Origin of the sequence: Mesorhizobium sp. WSM1293 (genome assembly GCF_000513875.1) — a bacterium.
Lineage (GTDB): Bacteria > Pseudomonadota > Alphaproteobacteria > Rhizobiales > Rhizobiaceae > Mesorhizobium > Mesorhizobium ciceri.
This window is the reverse complement of the sequence record NZ_AZUV01000029.1, coordinates 18,344-35,996: the sequence shown is the minus strand read 5'-3', so window position 1 is coordinate 35,996 and position 17,653 is coordinate 18,344. Positions and strand designations below refer to the sequence as shown.

Annotated in this window: 16 protein-coding genes; 4 read left to right on the top strand and 12 right to left on the bottom strand. The window is 61.2% G+C overall.

The window, feature by feature from the left end; genetic code table 11:
* Positions 1-229: 229 nt before the first annotated feature.
* The 3 genes from M729_RS0126545 to M729_RS0126535 are packed head-to-tail and all read right to left on the bottom strand — an operon-like array spanning position 230 to position 1,705.
* On the bottom strand, positions 230-1,135 hold the full coding sequence (locus tag M729_RS0126545; RefSeq protein ID WP_198032141.1) for a DUF4238 domain-containing protein: 906 nt from the start codon (positions 1,133-1,135) through the stop codon (positions 230-232).
* Positions 1,136-1,174: 39 nt separating this feature from the next.
* Positions 1,175-1,462 carry a type II toxin-antitoxin system mRNA interferase toxin, RelE/StbE family gene (locus M729_RS0126540; RefSeq protein WP_027163365.1) on the bottom strand — a complete coding sequence of 96 codons (288 nt, stop codon included), beginning with the start codon at positions 1,460-1,462 and terminating at the stop codon, positions 1,175-1,177.
* A 6-nt stretch (positions 1,463-1,468) separates the two neighbouring features.
* Positions 1,469-1,705 carry a transcriptional regulator gene (locus M729_RS0126535; RefSeq protein ID WP_027163364.1) on the bottom strand — a complete coding sequence of 79 codons (237 nt, stop codon included), beginning with the start codon at positions 1,703-1,705 and terminating at the stop codon, positions 1,469-1,471.
* Between the two features lie 64 nt (positions 1,706-1,769).
* Here M729_RS0126535 and M729_RS0126530 point away from each other — a divergent pair, with 64 nt between their 5' ends.
* Entirely contained in the window at positions 1,770-3,302 is a 1,533-nt protein-coding gene (locus M729_RS0126530; protein ID WP_027028871.1) for an acyl-CoA carboxylase subunit beta, read from the top strand.
* Positions 3,303-3,314: 12 nt separating this feature from the next.
* Here M729_RS0126530 and M729_RS0126525 read toward each other — a convergent pair whose 3' ends face one another.
* Together M729_RS0126525 and M729_RS0126520 are read right to left on the bottom strand one after the other, a co-directional pair.
* The gene (locus M729_RS0126525; protein ID WP_027163363.1) at positions 3,315-5,318 is read right to left on the bottom strand and encodes a hypothetical protein; all 2,004 of its coding nucleotides are present in this window, start codon (positions 5,316-5,318) and stop codon (positions 3,315-3,317) included.
* On the bottom strand, positions 5,315-6,859 hold the full coding sequence (locus tag M729_RS0126520) for an NAD(P)H-hydrate dehydratase (RefSeq protein ID WP_027163362.1): 1,545 nt from the start codon (positions 6,857-6,859) through the stop codon (positions 5,315-5,317). The genes M729_RS0126525 and M729_RS0126520 overlap by 4 nt, the downstream gene beginning before the upstream one ends.
* Before the next feature lie 358 nt (positions 6,860-7,217).
* Between M729_RS0126520 and M729_RS0126515 the strand changes: the two genes are divergently transcribed.
* Positions 7,218-7,556, top strand: a complete 339-nt coding sequence (locus tag M729_RS0126515; protein WP_006205430.1) for a P-II family nitrogen regulator — start codon at positions 7,218-7,220, stop codon at positions 7,554-7,556.
* Positions 7,557-7,621: 65 nt separating this feature from the next.
* Entirely contained in the window at positions 7,622-9,031 is a 1,410-nt protein-coding gene (glnA, locus tag M729_RS0126510) for a type I glutamate--ammonia ligase (protein ID WP_013531452.1), read from the top strand.
* A gap of 737 nt (positions 9,032-9,768) precedes the next feature.
* On the opposite strand, the gene M729_RS0126505 is transcribed toward glnA, so the two are convergent.
* Positions 9,769-10,809 (bottom strand): glutamine synthetase beta-grasp domain-containing protein, encoded by a 1,041-nt coding sequence (locus M729_RS0126505; protein ID WP_013531450.1) that lies wholly within the window; start codon positions 10,807-10,809, stop codon positions 9,769-9,771.
* A gap of 316 nt (positions 10,810-11,125) precedes the next feature.
* On the opposite strand from M729_RS0126505, the gene M729_RS0126500 reads away from it, so the two are divergent.
* Complete coding sequence (locus M729_RS0126500) at positions 11,126-11,323, top strand: DUF2735 domain-containing protein (RefSeq protein WP_027163361.1); 198 nt, start codon at positions 11,126-11,128, stop codon at positions 11,321-11,323.
* A gap of 96 nt (positions 11,324-11,419) precedes the next feature.
* Here the strand turns inward: M729_RS0126500 and M729_RS0126495 are convergent, their stop codons facing one another.
* From M729_RS0126495 to M729_RS0126470, 6 genes are all read right to left on the bottom strand, one after another.
* Positions 11,420-13,309 (bottom strand): MFS transporter, encoded by a 1,890-nt coding sequence (locus M729_RS0126495; RefSeq protein WP_027163360.1) that lies wholly within the window; start codon positions 13,307-13,309, stop codon positions 11,420-11,422.
* Between the two features lie 190 nt (positions 13,310-13,499).
* On the bottom strand, positions 13,500-14,288 hold the full coding sequence (locus tag M729_RS0126490; RefSeq protein ID WP_027163359.1) for an ATP12 family chaperone protein: 789 nt from the start codon (positions 14,286-14,288) through the stop codon (positions 13,500-13,502).
* Positions 14,289-14,299: 11 nt separating this feature from the next.
* Positions 14,300-15,217, bottom strand: coding sequence for a DMT family transporter (locus M729_RS0126485; protein ID WP_027163358.1), 918 nt, complete (start codon positions 15,215-15,217; stop codon positions 14,300-14,302).
* A 2-nt stretch (positions 15,218-15,219) separates the two neighbouring features.
* Complete coding sequence (locus tag M729_RS0126480; RefSeq protein WP_027163357.1) at positions 15,220-16,200, bottom strand: RluA family pseudouridine synthase; 981 nt, start codon at positions 16,198-16,200, stop codon at positions 15,220-15,222.
* A 62-nt stretch (positions 16,201-16,262) separates the two neighbouring features.
* Positions 16,263-16,637, bottom strand: a complete 375-nt coding sequence (crcB, locus tag M729_RS0126475) for a fluoride efflux transporter CrcB (protein WP_027163356.1) — start codon at positions 16,635-16,637, stop codon at positions 16,263-16,265.
* Between the two features lie 66 nt (positions 16,638-16,703).
* A complete protein-coding gene (locus tag M729_RS0126470; protein WP_027163355.1) occupies positions 16,704-17,534 on the bottom strand; it encodes an aspartyl/asparaginyl beta-hydroxylase domain-containing protein in 831 nt (276 codons plus the stop codon).
* Between the last annotated feature and the right edge of the window lie 119 nt (positions 17,535-17,653).

The following is a 17,653-nucleotide window of genomic DNA, read 5'->3' as shown; positions in this document are numbered from 1 at the left end:
AAAAGGGCCGATATACCGGAAAGAGGGAAAACAGACGCAACCAGTCTCATTCGTCGAGAAGGCCGGATAAGTTCCGGCCCAAGCGCCTATGCCGCCGCATATGGCCCAGTTCGCTGCCAAATGCAAGGGGCGTCATGTTGCAGCGCAGCAAAACTGGTCTTCTAAGCATGAAGGCGCTCCTCGAACCCTATGACTTCAGGTTCACTTTCGAAGCGCTGGAATTCTGGCGCTACGCCTTCCGGCGGTATGTAATTTTCTGCTCGGTATCCTCGATCAGGGAGTAAGGAGCCCACGTCATGTAGACAGAAAGGTCATCGCGGCTCGTCACCAAATGACGGATGCCATCATAGAGTGCGAACTGGGCGACGAATTGCCGATTGAACCCTAAAGCTGAATCCATCGGCATTTCAATGTTACCAAAAGCATCATCGAAATCCCCCAGCACAAGGCAAGCGATAGTGGTTGGATTGAGCGCCAGAACCAATTGATAGGGAGTGAGACCGGGCATGGGCAGATACAAGGCCGGATGTGTCGGTGCCCGAATAGACATCACAGGCGAGCTCAGCGTCCGGAGCGGGATGGGCGATCTGAAGATCGAGAGCGCGGCCTTGCGATAGTCCGCCTCCGCCCACCCTATCGACATAGACATCAGATTGAACATCGCCTTCGCTTCGTTCGGGTTCGCGCGAAGGTAGGCATAGTGCTCGCGCTCTTCGTTCGTAAACGGGATAGCGCTATCCTGATGCTCAGCCAGCCGCGCCAATTCCATCGTGACGGCCATATAATGTGGTGTCCGGACATTGAGATGCCGGATCAATGCATACAGGATTGGCTTGTCCGTCTTGTCTAGCGCATCTGCTCTGCCGTTAACGAGCTTGGTCCACGTGTCGCTCTCCGAGATCGGTGTTTCAATCCGTTCGTTGATGATGTTTTCGACGGAAACAGGCACACCATCGCGCATGGAAACATATAGGTCGCGCTCGAATCCGAGACTCTTAATGGAGCGCTTTGCCCAAACGGCGACATGGCCATGCTTGGCAACTGTCGTTAATTTTTGCTTTTCGGGATCGGTGGCAAAATTCCGCAGATAAAATTGCGGCACGTAGTGATGATCACGCGGAATGTTCTGTGGCAATTTTGATGCCTCTATTGCAAGGCTTTCGTGAGTGTCCGCTCAAACTTCATCCGGCCATTTCCTTGCACCGTGTTGGACGAACAGAATTTCTATTTGAGTGTCCTTCACCCTATATGCGACAATGTACGGCGTACCGGAAATCACCAGCTCCCGAGTGCCTTTGATCTCACCAATGCGTCCGATGAACGGATTGGCGGACAACAGCCGAGCGGTCTTGGAATGAATGTCATTGACGACTCGGGCAGCGGCCCGCGGATTGTGTTGGCCGATGTAGTCGCTGATTGATGCAAGCTCGATCAGATAGTGTCGGGTCCAGACAATTCGCACAGGGCGTTATGCCTGACTGTATTTGTTGAGAACGGCCGCGATCTCTTCCTCGTTCGCGAAGTCGCCACGATCGGCGGCCTCGATCCCCGCCTGAACGCCTGCGACCCACTTTTCCTGCCAGGCCAGAGAACGGCCATGAGACAGCGCATCCTCAATGATTTGATCGCGGGTCAGGGTCGAGCGCGAGGTCAACATTTCGATCCGGCGGTTCAAATCCTCGGATATTTCTATGTTGTTCTTCATGGGGTTAGTCTGCCATATCAGGCGAATGCCTGCCAAGAAATTTCGCGCGTCGCGGGGATCAACCATGAAAGACGTTCTCAAGGAACTCGAGCGCCGCCGCGAGATCGCCCGCATGGGCGGCGGCCAAGCGCGCATCGACGCCCAGCACAAGAAGGGCAAGCTCACCGCGCGCGAACGCATCGAGGTGTTTCTCGACGAGGGCTCGTTCGAGGAGTTCGACATGTATGTCGAGCACCGCTCGACCGATTTCGGCATGGAAAAGACCAAGATCGCGGGCGACGGCGTCGTCACCGGCTGGGGCACCGTCAACGGCCGCCCGGTCTACCTCTTCGCCAAGGATTTCACCGTGTTCGGCGGCTCGCTGTCGGAAGCGCATGCCGAGAAGGTCATCAAGGTGCAGGAGATGGCGCTGCGCAACCGGGCGCCGATCATCGGCCTCTACGATGCCGGCGGCGCGCGCATCCAGGAAGGCGTGGCAGCACTCGGCGGCTATGCCGAGATCTTTCAGCGCAACGTGCTGGCCTCAGGCGTCATTCCGCAGATTTCCGTGATCATGGGGCCTTGCGCCGGCGGCGACGTCTATTCGCCTGCCATGACCGACTTCATCTTCATGGTGCGCGACACCTCCTACATGTTCGTCACCGGGCCGGATGTGGTGAAGACCGTGACCAACGAGACGGTGACCGCCGAGAGTCTCGGCGGCGCCTCCGTCCACACGACGAAATCGTCGATCGCCGACGGCGCCTATGACAATGACGTCGAGGCGCTGCTGCAGATGCGCCGGCTGGTCGACCTGCTGCCGGCTTCCAACACATCGGAGCTTCCCGAGATCGAATGCTACCAGTCGGTCACCGACCATGATTTGTCGCTCGACCGGCTGATTCCCGACAACGCCAACAAGCCCTACGACATCAAGGAGCTGATCCTGAAGGTCGCCGACGAAGGCGATTTCTTCGAGATCCAGCAGAGTTTTGCCAAGAACATCGTCACCGGCTTTGGACGCGTCGAGGGCCGCACGGTGGGCTTCGTCGCCAACCAGCCGATGGTGCTGGCCGGCGTGCTCGATTCCGATGCCAGCCGCAAGGCGGCGCGCTTCGTGCGCTTCTGCGACTGTTTTTCGATCCCGATCGTCACCTTCGTCGATGTCCCCGGCTTCCTGCCCGGCACGGCGCAGGAGTATGGCGGCCTGATCAAGCATGGCGCGAAACTGCTGTTCGCCTATGCCGAGGCGACCGTGCCGAAGATCACCGTCATCACCCGCAAAGCCTATGGCGGCGCCTATGACGTGATGGCCTCAAAACATCTGCGCGGCGACATGAATTATGCCTGGCCAACGGCGCAGATCGCGGTGATGGGCGCCAGAGGCGCGGTCGAGATCATTTACCGCAAGGACATCGGTGATGCCGAAAAGATCGCAGCCCATACAAAGGCTTACGAGGATCGCTTCCTGTCGCCCTTCGTCGCCGCCGAGCGCGGCTATGTCGACGAGGTGATCATGCCGCACTCGACTCGCCGCCGCATCGCCCGGGCGCTGCGCATGCTGCGCAACAAGGACATGCAGAACCCCTGGAAGAAGCACGACAACATCCCGCTGTGAGGCGCCGGCAACTCACTCCTCTTCCGCCGCCCCGAACCCCGCTCCCATCGTGGCACGGACAGGGCTGCCCCATGGCGTTGCGTGGTTGTCGATGCGCATCTGGAAGATGAAATAGGTCGGCGAGCAGAAGCCGATGCCTTTCACTTTGCCGATGCCCGGCGTGTCCGGCGGCAGCGACTGGCACATATAGTCCTCGCGGCAGAAATGATCGGCCGAACAGGCCGGCCGGTTGCCGCGATTGACGGCGCCGCCAAGACATTGGTCGAAATTGTTGGTGGCCACGCAGATGTCGAATTTCTTGCCGCCGACCAGCCCGCAGATCTCGTTCGGCATCGGCTTGCCGGCCTTGAAAGCCGCGAAGGAGCGGTCCTTGTCGTTGCAACCGCGATAAGCGATCCCGCCAGGCACGCCGATCTTCGGTGGCCGGCAGGTATAGGCGGTGCGCGAAACGTCAGGAGCGAAGGCCGCGAACTGGCCTGATATGCTGTAGCGGTCGTTGAAAGGCTGCTCCGCATTGCTGGCGATCGAGCCGGTCAGACAAGGATGCCCGGAAAACATGTCAGCGCTGTCCTTTGGCAGCAGGCACTGCGCCAGTTTGGTGCGCACGCCCGAAGCAGTGGCCAGCGGCGTGCAGACGGTGCCGCCGCCGCATTGCCAGTTTGCGCCGAACCGCGCCGCATCTTCCGGCATCAGGCACGGCATTGCCATCTCGGCCGGCGCGTAGTCGACCGCACCGGCGTCCGCCCAGGCCGCAGGCGGCGCAAAGGAGAGCGGACGGAAGCGGTTCGGCTGCTTGCCTTCGGCCGTGGCGGCGAGCCACGCCTGGCGGCGCGGAATCTCGGCGTGAAGATGCGGCGAAATCCCGACCTCGATGCGGTTGAGCGGCGATGTCGTCTTGTCGTCAAGGCCGATGAAATGGAAGCCGGCAGTGGAACCGGCCTGGTGGCAACCCTGGCAGGCGCCATTGTCCAGCCGCTCGACCAGCGCTTCCGGCGTGCGCACCAGTTTCAGCGTGGAATAATCGAGCGATGCGAATTCCTTAGGCTGGAACAATTGCGTAAACGGATGATTGGCCTGCCGCGCACTGCCGAAGGTCGACCATGAGATGATCTTTCTGGCCAGGAACTCGTCGGGAATTTCATAGACGCCTTCGTCAACCGCCGGCAAATTGGCGCCGACATAGACGGCGAGCCGTGCCTTCAGCGCCGCATCCTGCGAAAGCCGTGCGGTGTCGGGCGTGTTCTCCAGCGGTTTTTCGCTGATATCGGCGCCATCGATGCCGAATATCCGCATGAGATAGGCCGCTTGGCCACCGAACTCGGTTTCCTGGCCGGAGGGGAAGCGCACCACCTGTGCGTTGAGCTCCAGCTGCTTGAAGGTGAGCCCAGCTCTCTCCAGCGGCCCGCCGGTCAGCCAGCCGGCATCGACGCTCTCGTCAAGCTGGGGCGTCCAGCGCCCGGCAACACCGACGCAGCCGCCATCGGCGTCGGGGGCGGCGCTGTAGACGGCATTGACATTGAATGGCAGGCGCGACGCCAGCAGCTTGCCGTTTTTGCGAAAGCTGTAGGCCAGGCGGTAGATGAAGCGCACCTCGCCGCAGCTCCTGTCGCCTTGCAGCACCGCGAAGTCGCGACGATCGAGCCGGTTGATGACGCCGACCAGCCGGAAGCGCGCGGCGTCGGTCTTCAGCCAGCGCATGTCCATGATGCGGCCGACATTGCCGTCGGTGACTTCGTAGAGCGTCCGGCCGCCGGCTTTCATATCGGCACGAAGTGCTGCAACATCGGAGGCAACCGTTTCGACGATGGCGTGAAAGGCCGGCGCCTCGTCGTAAAGCGTCTTCAGACCGTCCTCGCCGTCAACCCCCAAAACATCGGCGAAACCGAAACCCCTGGCATCGAGCGCGGCGAGCACCGCGGGGTTGTCGACCACGGTCACAGGGCCTTCGGCGCGCGCCGTCGACGCCACGAAGGCGCCAAAGAGAGTGGTGAGCAGCAGAGCCAGGGCGCGGTTCATGGAACAGCCATGCGCGCGTCGAAGAGTTCGCGCAACACCGGCACCAGCGCCAGCGGCAGGTCCTCGGCGATCAGACCGGGTCCGAACCGGCTGCCGGCTTCGGCATGCAACCACACCGCCGCGCAGGTGCCCTCGAAGGGCGGCATGCCTTGCGCCAGCAAACCGGCAATGATGCCCGACAGCACGTCGCCTGACCCGGCTGTGGCCAGCCACGGTGCACCGTTGGAGTTGATCGCCGCTTTGCCATCGGGCGCTGCTATGACCGTGTCGGCGCCCTTGTAGACGATGACGGCGTTAGCCCGCGCGGCGGCCGTTCGCGCCTTGTCCAATTTCGACATGGTTTTGTCCCCGGCGATATCAGGGAACAGGCGGCCGAATTCGCCCTCATGCGGCGTGACTATCAAGGCAGGCGCATTCGGCTGACGGGCAGCTTCGAACAGCGCCTGAGGCTGATGGGCCAGCGACGTGATGGCGTCGGCATCAAGAACCATCGCACTGGCGTGGTTCGCGGTCGCCTCGTCGCGTGCTTCCTCCTCCAAAGCTTTGATCAGCTGCAGGGCGAAATCGCCGACCTTGGGCTTTGGCCCAAGCCCCGGTCCGAACACCAGCGCTCCGGGATGGCGCGCCATTAGAAATTCCTGCACCTCCTCGAGCGAGCCCGCCTCGCGCAGCATGATCGAGGTCAGGTGCATCGCGTTCACCTGCATGGCATTGCCAGGCGACAGCACGGTGACCGCCCCTGCCCCGCTTCTGGCGGCGGCCAGCGCCGACAGCCGCGCCGCGCCCGTAGCACTTGGGCCGCCGGAAAAGACGCCGACATGGCCGCGCTTGTATTTGTGCGCATCCACCGCCGGCACGGGAAATTCCTGCAACCACAGGTCCGGCACATTCTCGAAGGTCGAGACGGCGAGCTGGGCGATGATGCCGTCGCCGATGCCGATATCGGCGAGCACGATCTCACCGCATTGCCCGCGCCCCGGCAGCAGCAGGTGGCCAGGCTTTTTCCGCGCGAAGGTGATGGTGACCTCGGCACGAAACGCCCTGCCCAATATGTCACCGCTCCTTCCAGAGACGCCGGACGGCAGGTCGACCGCGACCACGGGCAGGCTCAGGGCTGTCACTGTATCGATGGCTTTCGCGGCGTCGCCGGACAGCGGCTTCGACAGCCCCGCCCCATAGAGCGCGTCGACCACGATCGAGCCAGGCTTGGCGTCAAAGTCAGACAGCGGCCGGGGCTTGATCGGGCATTCCGCGGCGGCGAGCGCCGCATCGCTTTTCGGCCTCGGTGCTCCGGATGCCCAGACCGATGTGCCGACGCCGCTGCCGGCCAGGATGCGGGCAACGACATAGCCATCGCCGCCATTGTTGCCGGGCCCGCACAGCACATGGATGTGCTTTGCCGAGGGGTAGCGCTTGAGAACCTCGGCCGCGACCGCTCCACCAGCGCGCCGCATCAGGCCGATGCCGTCGGCTGGGCCGGCGGCAATCGTCAGCCGATCGGCCTCGCTCATTTCGGCCGGGGAAAGAAGTTCGTTGCTCATGGATTGCCGATCCGCATGCGATCAAGCATTGTCCGATTTCGATCCTAAGCAAACAAGGGGGAGTTGCCGAGATCTGCAGCCATAACGTTGGCACGAAGGCCTCGCGGGCAGAAAGTTGCCTGAGGGATAGGCAATATGCCTGATTTTTGTGCGGACGGAGGTGCTGGCGCTGTGTAGGCTCTGGCAGTCCATGCCGCTTCCGGTGCAGTGAATGACGCGAATTTGCATCCCGGTGCGGCGCGGCTTTGAAATCTTATGAGACCGCTTAGAATCCGCTGAATTGGCACAGTTCGTGCTTGATGGAGGCGCAAGCGGGGGGTCACAACCCGTTTTTTTGGCAGTGGAGGCCACTTTTTACATGAAAAAGATCGAAGCGATCATCAAGCCATTCAAGCTCGACGAAGTGAAGGAAGCGCTTCAGGAGGCCGGACTGCAAGGCATCACCGTCACCGAAGCAAAAGGCTTCGGTCGTCAGAAGGGCCACACCGAACTCTACCGCGGCGCCGAATATGTCGTCGATTTCCTGCCCAAGGTGAAGATCGAGGTCGTGCTTGGCGACGACGCGGTCGAAGGTGCGATCGAGGCCATCCGCAAGGCGGCCCAGACCGGTCGTATCGGCGACGGCAAGATCTTCGTTTCCAATATCGAGGAAGTCGTGCGTATACGCACCGGCGAAACGGGCATGGACGCGGTCTGACCGACCGCGCCATCCTCCCGAAAAACGTCATCATCAAAAAAAGTCATCACACAGGGATACATGACATGACGACAGCCAAAGACATCATGAAGCAGATCAAGGACAACGACGTGAAATTCGTCGACCTGCGCTTCACGGACCCGAAGGGCAAGCTGCAGCACGTGACGATGGATGTCATCGAGGTCGAGGAAGACATGTTCGCCGATGGCGTGATGTTCGACGGCTCGTCGATTGCCGGCTGGAAGGCCATCAACGAGTCCGACATGGTGCTGATGCCCGATCCGGAAACGGTCCACATGGACCCGTTTTTCGCGCAGTCGACCATGGTCATCCTGTGCGACATCCTCGATCCGGTTTCGGGTGAATCCTACAACCGCGATCCGCGCGGTACGGCCAAGAAGGCCGAGGCCTACATGAAGGCCGAAGGCATCGGCGACACCATCTTTGTCGGCCCGGAAGCCGAGTTCTTCGTGTTCGACGACGTGAAGTACAAGGCCGATCCCTACAACACCGGATTCAAGCTCGACTCCACGGAACTGCCGTCGAACGACGACACCGATTATGAGACCGGCAATCTCGGCCACCGTCCGCGCATCAAGGGCGGCTACTTCCCGGTGCCGCCGATCGACAGCGCGCAGGACATGCGCTCGGAAATGCTGACCGTGCTCGCCGAGATGGGCGTGCGCGTCGAAAAGCATCACCACGAGGTGGCGGCGGCTCAGCACGAACTCGGCATCAAGTTCGACGCGCTGGTGCGCAACGCCGACAAGATGCTGATCTACAAGTATGTCGTCCACCAGGTCGCCAACGCCTACGGCAAGACGGCAACCTTCATGCCGAAGCCGATCTTCGGCGACAACGGCTCGGGCATGCACGTCCACATGTCGATCTGGAAGAACGGCAAGCCGACCTTCGCCGGCAATGAATACGCCGGTCTGTCGGAAAGCTGCCTGTTCTTCATCGGCGGCGTCATCAAGCATGCCAAGGCGATCAACGCCTTCACCAACCCGCTGACCAATTCCTACAAGCGCCTGGTGCCGGGTTACGAAGCGCCGGTTCTGCTCGCCTATTCGGCGCGCAACCGCTCGGCTTCCTGCCGTATCCCGTTCGGCTCGTCGCCGAAGGCCAAGCGCGTCGAGGTCCGCTTCCCCGATCCGGGCGCGAACCCCTACCTCGCCTTCTCAGCGCTGCTGATGGCCGGCCTCGACGGCATCAAGAACAAGATCCATCCCGGCCAGCCGATGGACAAGGATCTCTACGACCTGCCGCCGAAGGAGCTGAAGAAGATCCCGACCGTCTGCGGCTCGCTGCGTGAAGCCCTGCAGAGCCTCGACAAGGACCGCGGCTTCCTGAAAGCCGGCGGCGTCTTCGACGACGACCAGATCGACAGCTATATCGAGCTGAAGATGGCCGAAGTGATGCGCTTCGAAATGACCCCGCATCCGGTCGAGTACGACATGTACTACTCCGTCTGAGATTCAATCTCGGTCCAAGATTAGCTATAATGCTCAAGCCCTTGAAAGACGTCCCTCTTTCAAGGGCTTTTTGCTGCGCTCCAATAGGATTGCCAGCCGACCGGCATGCCTCGCCTGCACGGCAGCCGCGCATGGACAGCCGTATCCGCCTTTCGTCTTCGACGATCATAGGATGCCCGGATTCTTGGACCTACGGTCCATCGGAGCGGCCGGCTTTTGAGCGCGTCGCTTCAATCACAACTCGGCGGTGTTCAGTAAATGATCAAGGGAGGCGGTTCGGCCGCCAACGTCGGAGCCAGGAGCGAGCGGAGCACTGTCTCAGGCTACAGTGACCGCTCGTCCGGCGCCCACGCCAATGCCGCCGTTCAAGAAAACCCCGCCCGTCCGAACGGCATTGCGTGACGTAACCCCAAGGCCCGCGAATACGCATGCCGTAGCGTGATCTGTCAACGCCACCAGCCGGGTGGCGAATGACCGATTCCGTTGTATGAACAGATGCTTATGGAAGATCCATCGCCCCGGACAAGGGCTGGAAAAGGCGGTTTTCCGGGCTTTCTGGCGAGTGATCGCCGCAGACTCGCACGGCTGCGGCCGGAACTCACGGGCGATTAGCGATCGCCGGAACTGCCTGACTTTTTCTGGGTATGTTTTACCGGGAATGCAGTCCGCCGGGTAACGGCCAAAAAAGAACCCCGGCGCGAAACGCCGGGGTCCTCTTGTCATACAGTCCGAAACACTTACGCGGCGGCTGAAACCTGAGCGCTTGCCGGAACCGAGGCGATCGTCTTCAGGATTTGCGAGGCGATCTGGTAGGGGTCGCCCTGCGAGTTCGGACGGCGGTCTTCCAGATAACCCTTATAGTCGCTCTTGATGAAGGAATGCGGCACGCGGATCGAGGCGCCACGGTCGGCAATGCCATAGCTGAACCGGTTCCACGGCGCGGTCTCGTGCTTGCCGGTCAAACGCTTGTCGTTGTCCGGGCCGTAGACGGCGATGTGATCCATCAGGTTCTTGTCGAAGGCCGCCATCAGCGCTTCGAAATAGGCTTTGCCGCCGACTTCGCGCATATAGGCGGTCGAGAAGTTGGCGTGCATGCCAGAGCCGTTCCAGTCGGTGTCTCCGAGCGGCTTGCAGTGGTATTCGATGTCGATGCCGTATTTCTCGGTCAGGCGCTGCAGGAGGTAGCGGGCCATCCACATCTGGTCGGCGGCCTTCTTGGAGCCCTTGCCGAAAATCTGGAATTCCCATTGGCCTTTGGCCACTTCGGCGTTGATGCCTTCGTGGTTGATGCCGGCGGCGAGGCAGAGGTCGAGATGCTCCTCGACGATCTGACGCGCGACGGAGCCGACATTGGAATAGCCGACGCCGGTGTAGTACGGGCCCTGGGGTGCGGGATAGCCGCTCTCGGGGAAGCCGAGCGGGCGACCGTCCTTGTAGAAGAAATATTCCTGCTCGAAGCCGAACCAGGCGCCCTCGTCATCGAGGATGGTGGCGCGCTTGTTTGAGGCATGCGGCGTGACACCATCGGGCATCATGACTTCGCACATGACCAGCACGCCGTTGGTGCGGGCGGGATCCGGATAGACCGCAACCGGCTTCAGCACGCAATCGGAGCTGTGCCCTTCGGCCTGCTGGGTCGAGGAACCATCGAAGCCCCACAGCGGCAGCTGCTCGAGTTCAGGGAATTCGGCGAATTCCTTGATCTGCGTCTTGCCGCGAAGGTTGGGGACCGGGGTATATCCATCGAGCCAGATATACTCGAGCTTGTATTTCGTCATTCTAGCCTCTCGTTGCTTGATCACCGAACACTGAACGGCGTCGACATGCGTCTGCCGTCAGCAGCTGGCCTGCCGCACACTTAAAATGCAATTCGTGTGCCATTCTTGGTCCGGAGGGTGCGACAAAATTGACGCGGCATCCACCGGAAGTCGGTGAGCCGCCTAAGCAATGCGCCCGGATCCATCACGGTCCTTATTTGCACAAATAGTGTGCAAAGGCTGATCTTTTCATAGGCATATTGCCTAACTTGATTGCAGACCTTATCTTCGGGCCAAGTTGAATCGAAAAGGTTCGGCGGAAGAAAGGAACCCGGCAATGGAAGTCATTTCCACACGACCGTCGGCCAAAATTTTGATGTTCTCGGCGGCAGCACGCCTCTCTGCCTCAAATTTGAGCGGAAAGGCTAAGTTTGCGGCAGAGCTTGCCTCGCTGCGTGGTGCCCGCGCGGATTTCGGCGACGGCTGGTACCATGAGGCAGCCATCGAGGAAGAGGCCCGGGGCCGCAAGAGCTGACACAAAGGGCAGCAGCCCTCGCCAACGAATTGGCCTGAAAAGAAAAAGCCCGGCGCGATCGTTCGCGCCGGGCTTTCTTTTGAACGCTGGGGCTGCCTACTCCTTGGCGTGCAGGTCGGTGCCGAGCGTATCCTTGACGAAGATCATGCCGATGACCAGCGTTATAGCCGCGATCACCACCGGGTACCAAAGGCCATAGTAGATGTCGCCTTTGTAGGCGCTGAGCGCGAATACGGTTGCCGGCAGCAGTCCACCGAACCAGCCATTGCCGATGTGATAGGGCAGCGACATGCCGGTGTAGCGAATGCGGGTCGGGAACATCTCGACCAGGATCGCCGCGATCGGCCCGTAGACCATGGTCACGAACAGCACCAGGATGAACAGGATGCCGATCGTCATTGGCCAGTTCACTGCTGCAGGATCGGCGAACATGGCGAACGCGCCGCCGCCTGGAATGTTGTAGACGGTGACTTCGGGTGCGCCCGCTGCCTCATCGGTGGTCAGCAGCTTGTCCTTGACCGCCTGGTCGATCGGCACCGTCGCCTTTTCACCGGCACGGATGGCAGCGGCGTCCAGCTTCAGTTCCGGGTTGGCGGCAACAAACGCATCGAGCTTCTGGTCCGCAACCTTGGCTGCCGAGCGCTTCAGCGGATAGCCGCCGTCCTGCAGCGACATATTGACGGCCTTGATGAAGGCCGCTTCCTTGGTCTTGGCCTGATCACCGGCGGCGATGGCGTCATAGGACTCGACCGTCTCGTTGCCGATTTTGACAGATGCGGGTGTGCCGGCGGCAGCCGTCGACACCACGTCATAGGGAACCGAGTTCTTGGTCAGGAACGAAGTCGCGATATCGCAGGATGTCGTGAACTTCGCCGTGCCAACCGGATTGAACTGGAACTTGCAGTCGCCCGGCGCCGCGGTCACCGTCGCCCTGGTGTTCTGCTGCGCCGTGGCGAGTGCCGGATTGGCAGCCCACGTCAGTGCCTTGAACAGCGGGAAGGTGCAGACAATCGCCAGCGCAAGGCCCGCCATGATGATCGGCTTGCGGCCGATCTTGTCGGAGAGCCAGCCGAAGACGACGAAGAAGATCGAACCGACCGCCAGGGCGACCGCGATCATGATGTTGACCGACTGCGCGTCGACCTTGAGCACGTTGGTCAAGAAGAACAGCGCGTAGAACTGGCCATTGTACCAGACCACGGCCTGACCGGCTGTGAGGCCGAGCAGCGCCAGCAGTGCAATCTTGGCGTTCTTCCATTGGCCGAAGGCTTCCGTCAGCGGCGCCTTGGAGCCCTTGCCCTCATCCTTCATGCGCTGGAAGGTCGGGGATTCGGAAAGCGAAAGCCGGATCCAGATCGAGATGCCGAGCAGCAGGAAAGACACGATGAACGGAATACGCCAGCCCCAGGCAGCATAGTTTTCCTTGCTCAATGAAGCCTGTACGATCAGGATCACAACCAGCGATAGGAACAGGCCGAGCGTCGCCGTGGTCTGGATCCACGAGGTGTAGTAGCCGCGCCGGTTGTCCGGCGCATGTTCGGCGACGTAAGTGGCCGCGCCGCCATATTCGCCACCCAGAGCCAGGCCCTGCAGCATGCGCAGGATGATCAGGATCACGGGAGCGGCGATGCCCAAAGTGGCATAGCCGGGCAGCAAGCCGACCAGGAAGGTCGACAGGCCCATGATCGTCATGGTGACAAGAAAAGTATATTTACGGCCGACAAGGTCACCGATGCGGCCGAACAGCAGTGCGCCGAACGGGCGCACAAGGAAGCCTGCGGCGAAAGCCAACAGCGCGAAAATGTTGCGGGTCGCTTCCGGAATGGCTGGGCTGAAAAAGGTCGAACCGATGAACACCGCCAGCGAGCCATAGAGATAGAAATCATACCATTCGAAAACGGTGCCGAGCGAGGAAGCGAAGATGACTTTCTTCTCTTCCCGCGTCATGCCGCGGCTTGTTCCGCCGGCGGTCGATGCTATTGCCATTGCGTTATCCTCCCGTGAGACCCGTTCTCAATGCTGCGCGACACTGTCCGCGTTCTCCTCCGAGCACGGACTCAACGACAGCCATCGGGGAAAAATGACAGAAAGCGCCCGCCAAAGGCAGCGCGTCTTTGGGATTATGACTTTGGTATTAGGTGCGCTGCGGGATGAAACCGGGCGAGTTGGGAAACCCCTAGCCCTTGAGCGCTTGCAGCAGGCCGGCGGCAGCCATCATGTCGCGCTTGCGAGCCGCGCGGCGGGCAACGGCCTCCGCATCCTGCCCCCAATGCTCGATCTGCCAGTCCTCGTCGACATGAGCAGCGGCCCAGGCAGCCTCAGCGTCGATCTCGCCGAAATCGACAGCCAGCGCCAGCAGCGCCGAACCGGTCAGCGACGTCATCACATGAATGGCGGCGAGCCGCAGCGGCTCGGCGCGCTGGGCAAGATGGCTGCCCAGCACGGCGATGGTCTCGCGCGGCTGTTCGACATGGATGATGCCCTCGGCCAGATTGAAACGTGCTCCGAGCGTCCTCGCCCAGTCGATCACCGGATCCCAATGCTGATTCTGCCGCTCCACCAGCCCTTGCGGTGCGTCGGCGCGATAGCAGGTGAGATCGGATGAGGCAAAGCGCAGGATATCCTCCAGCACCGCCTGCGGGTCGCTGGCGACGCCATCGATGGCCGTGTTGACGAGGCGCATCACCGGCATCTTCACCGGATCGATGGTCTCGCTTTGGGCGGCGAACTCGTCGGCGACGAGCGCGGCTGCTGCCTCGGTCGGCAGCACCAGCAGCGCCTTGCCCGGCGTCCGCACCGGCTTGCCGTCGAGATGCACGGCAAAGCCATTGTCGACAGGTGCCACAGAGGCGGCCTTGTAGAAGCGTTTGGGCAGAGGCGTCTTCATCTGGATCTGGGCGCGGCGCACAGGATCCGGGTCGGAGAGATACTTGCCCGCTTCGAGGTCGTTGAGGATGTCACGCATGAAGGTCTCTCTTACACCGGCGTCAGCTTGCGCGCCGGCCGGTTGACGATGATCAGGCCGGCGGCAATCAGGCCAAGTGCCAGGAAAATGCGCATGGTCAGCGGCTCATTCAAGAACATGGCTCCGCACAGCACGCCGAAAACCGGCGACAGGAAGGTGAAACTGGACAGGCCTGACGCCGGATAGCGCCGCAGCAGCCAGAACCACAGCACATAGGTGAAGGCGACGATGTAGACCGCCTGGAAAAGCAGCGCCAAGGTCGGCAGCACGGTCGGGTCGCGAACGGGCGGGCCGGCGAGAGGCAGCACCAATACGCCTACGATCGCTGCCCCGGCGAGCTGGTAAAGCAGCAGCTTCTCGGCGCTCGCCTCGACCAGCTTCGAGCGCTTGATGAGGATGTTGGTCAAAGCCCAGAAGAATCCGGAGCCAAGGCTCAGCAGATCGCCGAACAGCATGTCTCCGCCGCCGCCAAGCTTGTCGGAAAACACCGCGGCAAGGCCGGCAAAGGCCAGCAGCAGGCCAAGGAATTTTCTCAACGTGATCTGCTCGCCGAGCAGGAAATGGCCGCCGAGCAGCATCCAGAACGGCATGGTGTTGACCAGCAGCGTGTTGCGGGCAACGGTCGTATGCTCCAGGCCGACATAGAGGCAAAGGAACTCGATGCCGAAAAGCGCGCCAACCACGATGCCGGCGAGCAAGGTCCCGTCGCGCGTGAAAAGCGCGATGCCGCGCCACCGGCACCGGGCAAAGACACACATGCCGCCGATGATCGAGCGCGCGATCGACAGGAAAACCGGATCATAGCCAGCGTAGGAGATCTTGGCGGCGACGTAATTCAGCCCCCAGGAAAAGGTCAGCCCGACCATGATCGCGGCGGCGGCCAGGTCGACCGTGTCGCGCCGGTCGAGCGCGTCGGTGGCGCCGCTCACGATCAGTCCTCCGCGCTGGCGTCGTCGAAGCCGATCAGGTTCCAGCTCTGGCGCATATGCGGTGGCATTGGCGCCGTGACATCGATGACGCCCTTGTCCGGATGCGGAATGATGATGCGGCGGGCGTGCAGATGCAGGCGGTTTTGAATGCCCCCGGGAAAGTCCCAGTTGGTGTCGGCCTCGAAATATTTCGGATCGCCCAGGATCGGGCAGCCGATGTAGGCGGCATGGACGCGAAGCTGGTGGGTGCGGCCCGTATAGGGCTCCATTTCAAGCCAGGTCATCGTCTGCGCCGCCTGCTCGATGACGCGGTAGTAGGACACAGCGTGATCGGCGCCCTTTTCGCCATGCGCGGCGACCCGCACGCGGTCACCGTCCGGCGTCGGCTCCTTGATCAGCCAGGTCGAGATCTTGTCCTCGCGCTTGGGCGGCACGCCCTTGACCAGCGCCCAATAGGTCTTCTTGGTCTCGCGGGCGCGAAATGCTTCCGAGAGCTTCATGGCGGCCAGTCGGGTGCGGGCGACGACCAGCACGCCCGAAGTGTCGCGGTCGAGCCTGTGAACCAGTCTGGGCTTCTCGCCCTTCTGGTTGCGCCAGGCCTCCAGCATGTCGTCGACATTGCGGGTGACGCCCGAGCCGCCCTGCACCGCAAGGCCCGCCGGCTTGTTGAAGACGAAAACCTTAGGGTCTTCATGGATCAGCATTTTCGACAGGACATCGGCATCGCCCTGGTTGCGGATCGAGTGGCCGGTCAGCGCACTCTCGCCCTTCTTGTCAACCTCGAGCGGTGGGACGCGAACCATCTGGCCGGGCTCGACACGGGTGTCGGCCTTGACCCGGCCGCCGTCGACACGGATCTGGCCGGAGCGCAGAAGCTTCTGCAAATGGCCGAAACCAAGGCCCGGGAAATGGGTCTTGAACCAGCGGTCGAGCCGCATGCCCGCCTCGCCGGCTTCCACCGTGATCTGTTCAACGCCTGCCATGTTTTTTGTCGCTTATCCGTTTCCCGAGCCAAGCTCGGCCTGTTCTTGGCGCGGCAATAGCACTAAGGCAGGCTTCTTGCGAGCCAAAGTCCCAGAAACAGGGCGATAATGGCGCCAATGACGCTGGCAAGGGCATAACCCAGCGCAGGCAGCGTGGCTCCCCGCTCCCACAGCGTCGCGAAATCGAGCGAAAAGGCTGAGAAGGTGGTGAAGCCGCCAAGAATGCCGGTGGCAACGAACAGCCTGACCTCGTTCGATCCGCCACGGCGCATCATGGAGGCGATGAACAGCCCCATGGCGAAGGAGCCGATGACGTTGATGGCCATCGTGCCCCAGGGATAGTTGGGGCCGACAAAACGCAGCGCGCCGATGTTGGTCAGGTGTCGAATACCGGCGCCGACTCCACCACCGACGACGACGAGAAGCAGGTTGAACATCTTCGGTACTTCCCCGGGCTATTCAAATTCAGCCGATGCCGCCAGCTGCATTGAGCGATTGCCTGCTCAGGTCGTCCCGGCATTCTTCGGCTTGGTCGAACCGATCATCTTCCAGTTCTTGTAGAACATGGAATTGATGCGCTCGACGCTCACCGAGACGACGGCGAGCATGCCCGCGATGAGGCGGGGAACCGGGGATGGCCTGATAATGTCCATGAACACGCAGTAGCGGCGGCCGTCATACTCGTTGACCGAGCGATGCAGCAGCGTGTCGTCGAAGATGAACAGCGGATTGTCGTACCAGTAATTCTTGACACTGCCGCACTCGACGAAAATCTCCGACTTCACCGGGATCAGATTGTAGAGAATGCGCAGGCTGAGCCGCAACGGGCCGAAATGCCAGGACGTCGATTCGCGCTTGCTGAACACGGAAACGGCGATGGTCTTGATGTATTTGAAATCCTTGTTGAACTCGGCGACGTTGTCGATCTTGTGCTTGCCGTACCACTGGTAGACATACATGCCGCGCCGGCCGGCGCCGAAATTGGCATCGATATCGGCGATGATCTCATCCTTGCGCGCCTTGAAGATGTCCAGGACCTCGTTGACCTCGCGCTGATAGTCGGCGGGAAACTGCTCCAGCTTCCAGACACCCGGATTTCTGTAGCACAAGAGGTCGACCAGCAGATTGAACGGCGAAAGCAGCCAGGTGAACAGGCCGTTGCCGAGAAAGTAGCCTGAGAACAGCGACAGATCCTTGCGGTCATTGCGCAGCACGTCGATCAGGCCGCAGATGATGAAGATCGTCGTCAGGATGGGAATGAAATAGAAGCCAAGGGCGAGAAGCGGGATGGCAATGGCGAACTTGCGAAGGGACTTGCGAAGGGTTTTTGTCATTTTTCCACGCGCGAAGCGCGATCCTGTTGCGAATGAGGTGCCCAAATCAAGGCAACGGCCACCGCCCGGCCGTGCGCCTTGATAAGGTTTTTTGGGTTACCACACAACGGCCCTGCTAC

Excerpts from the sequence above, each read along its gene's own strand:
- M729_RS0126525 (WP_027163363.1), bottom strand. The coding sequence starts at position 5,318 with ATGAACCGCGCCCTGGCTCTGCTGCTCACCACTCTCTTTGGCGCCTTC.
- M729_RS0126480 (WP_027163357.1), bottom strand. The coding sequence starts at position 16,200 with ATGGCAGGCGTTGAACAGATCACGGTGGAAGCCGGCGAGGCGGGCATG.
- M729_RS0126530 (WP_027028871.1), top strand. The coding sequence starts at position 1,770 with ATGAAAGACGTTCTCAAGGAACTCGAGCGCCGCCGCGAGATCGCCCGC.
- crcB (WP_027163356.1), bottom strand. The coding sequence starts at position 16,637 with ATGTTCAACCTGCTTCTCGTCGTCGTCGGTGGTGGAGTCGGCGCCGGT.
- M729_RS0126505 (WP_013531450.1), bottom strand. The coding sequence starts at position 10,809 with ATGACGAAATACAAGCTCGAGTATATCTGGCTCGATGGATATACCCCG.
- M729_RS0126515 (WP_006205430.1), top strand. The coding sequence starts at position 7,218 with ATGAAAAAGATCGAAGCGATCATCAAGCCATTCAAGCTCGACGAAGTG.
- M729_RS0126535 (WP_027163364.1), bottom strand. The coding sequence starts at position 1,705 with ATGAAGAACAACATAGAAATATCCGAGGATTTGAACCGCCGGATCGAA.
- M729_RS0126490 (WP_027163359.1), bottom strand. The coding sequence starts at position 14,288 with ATGCGTGACATCCTCAACGACCTCGAAGCGGGCAAGTATCTCTCCGAC.
- glnA (WP_013531452.1), top strand. The coding sequence starts at position 7,622 with ATGACGACAGCCAAAGACATCATGAAGCAGATCAAGGACAACGACGTG.
- M729_RS0126495 (WP_027163360.1), bottom strand. The coding sequence starts at position 13,309 with ATGGCAATAGCATCGACCGCCGGCGGAACAAGCCGCGGCATGACGCGG.
- M729_RS0126470 (WP_027163355.1), bottom strand. The coding sequence starts at position 17,534 with ATGACAAAAACCCTTCGCAAGTCCCTTCGCAAGTTCGCCATTGCCATC.
- M729_RS0126520 (WP_027163362.1), bottom strand. The coding sequence starts at position 6,859 with ATGAGCAACGAACTTCTTTCCCCGGCCGAAATGAGCGAGGCCGATCGG.
- M729_RS0126500 (WP_027163361.1), top strand. The coding sequence starts at position 11,126 with ATGGAAGTCATTTCCACACGACCGTCGGCCAAAATTTTGATGTTCTCG.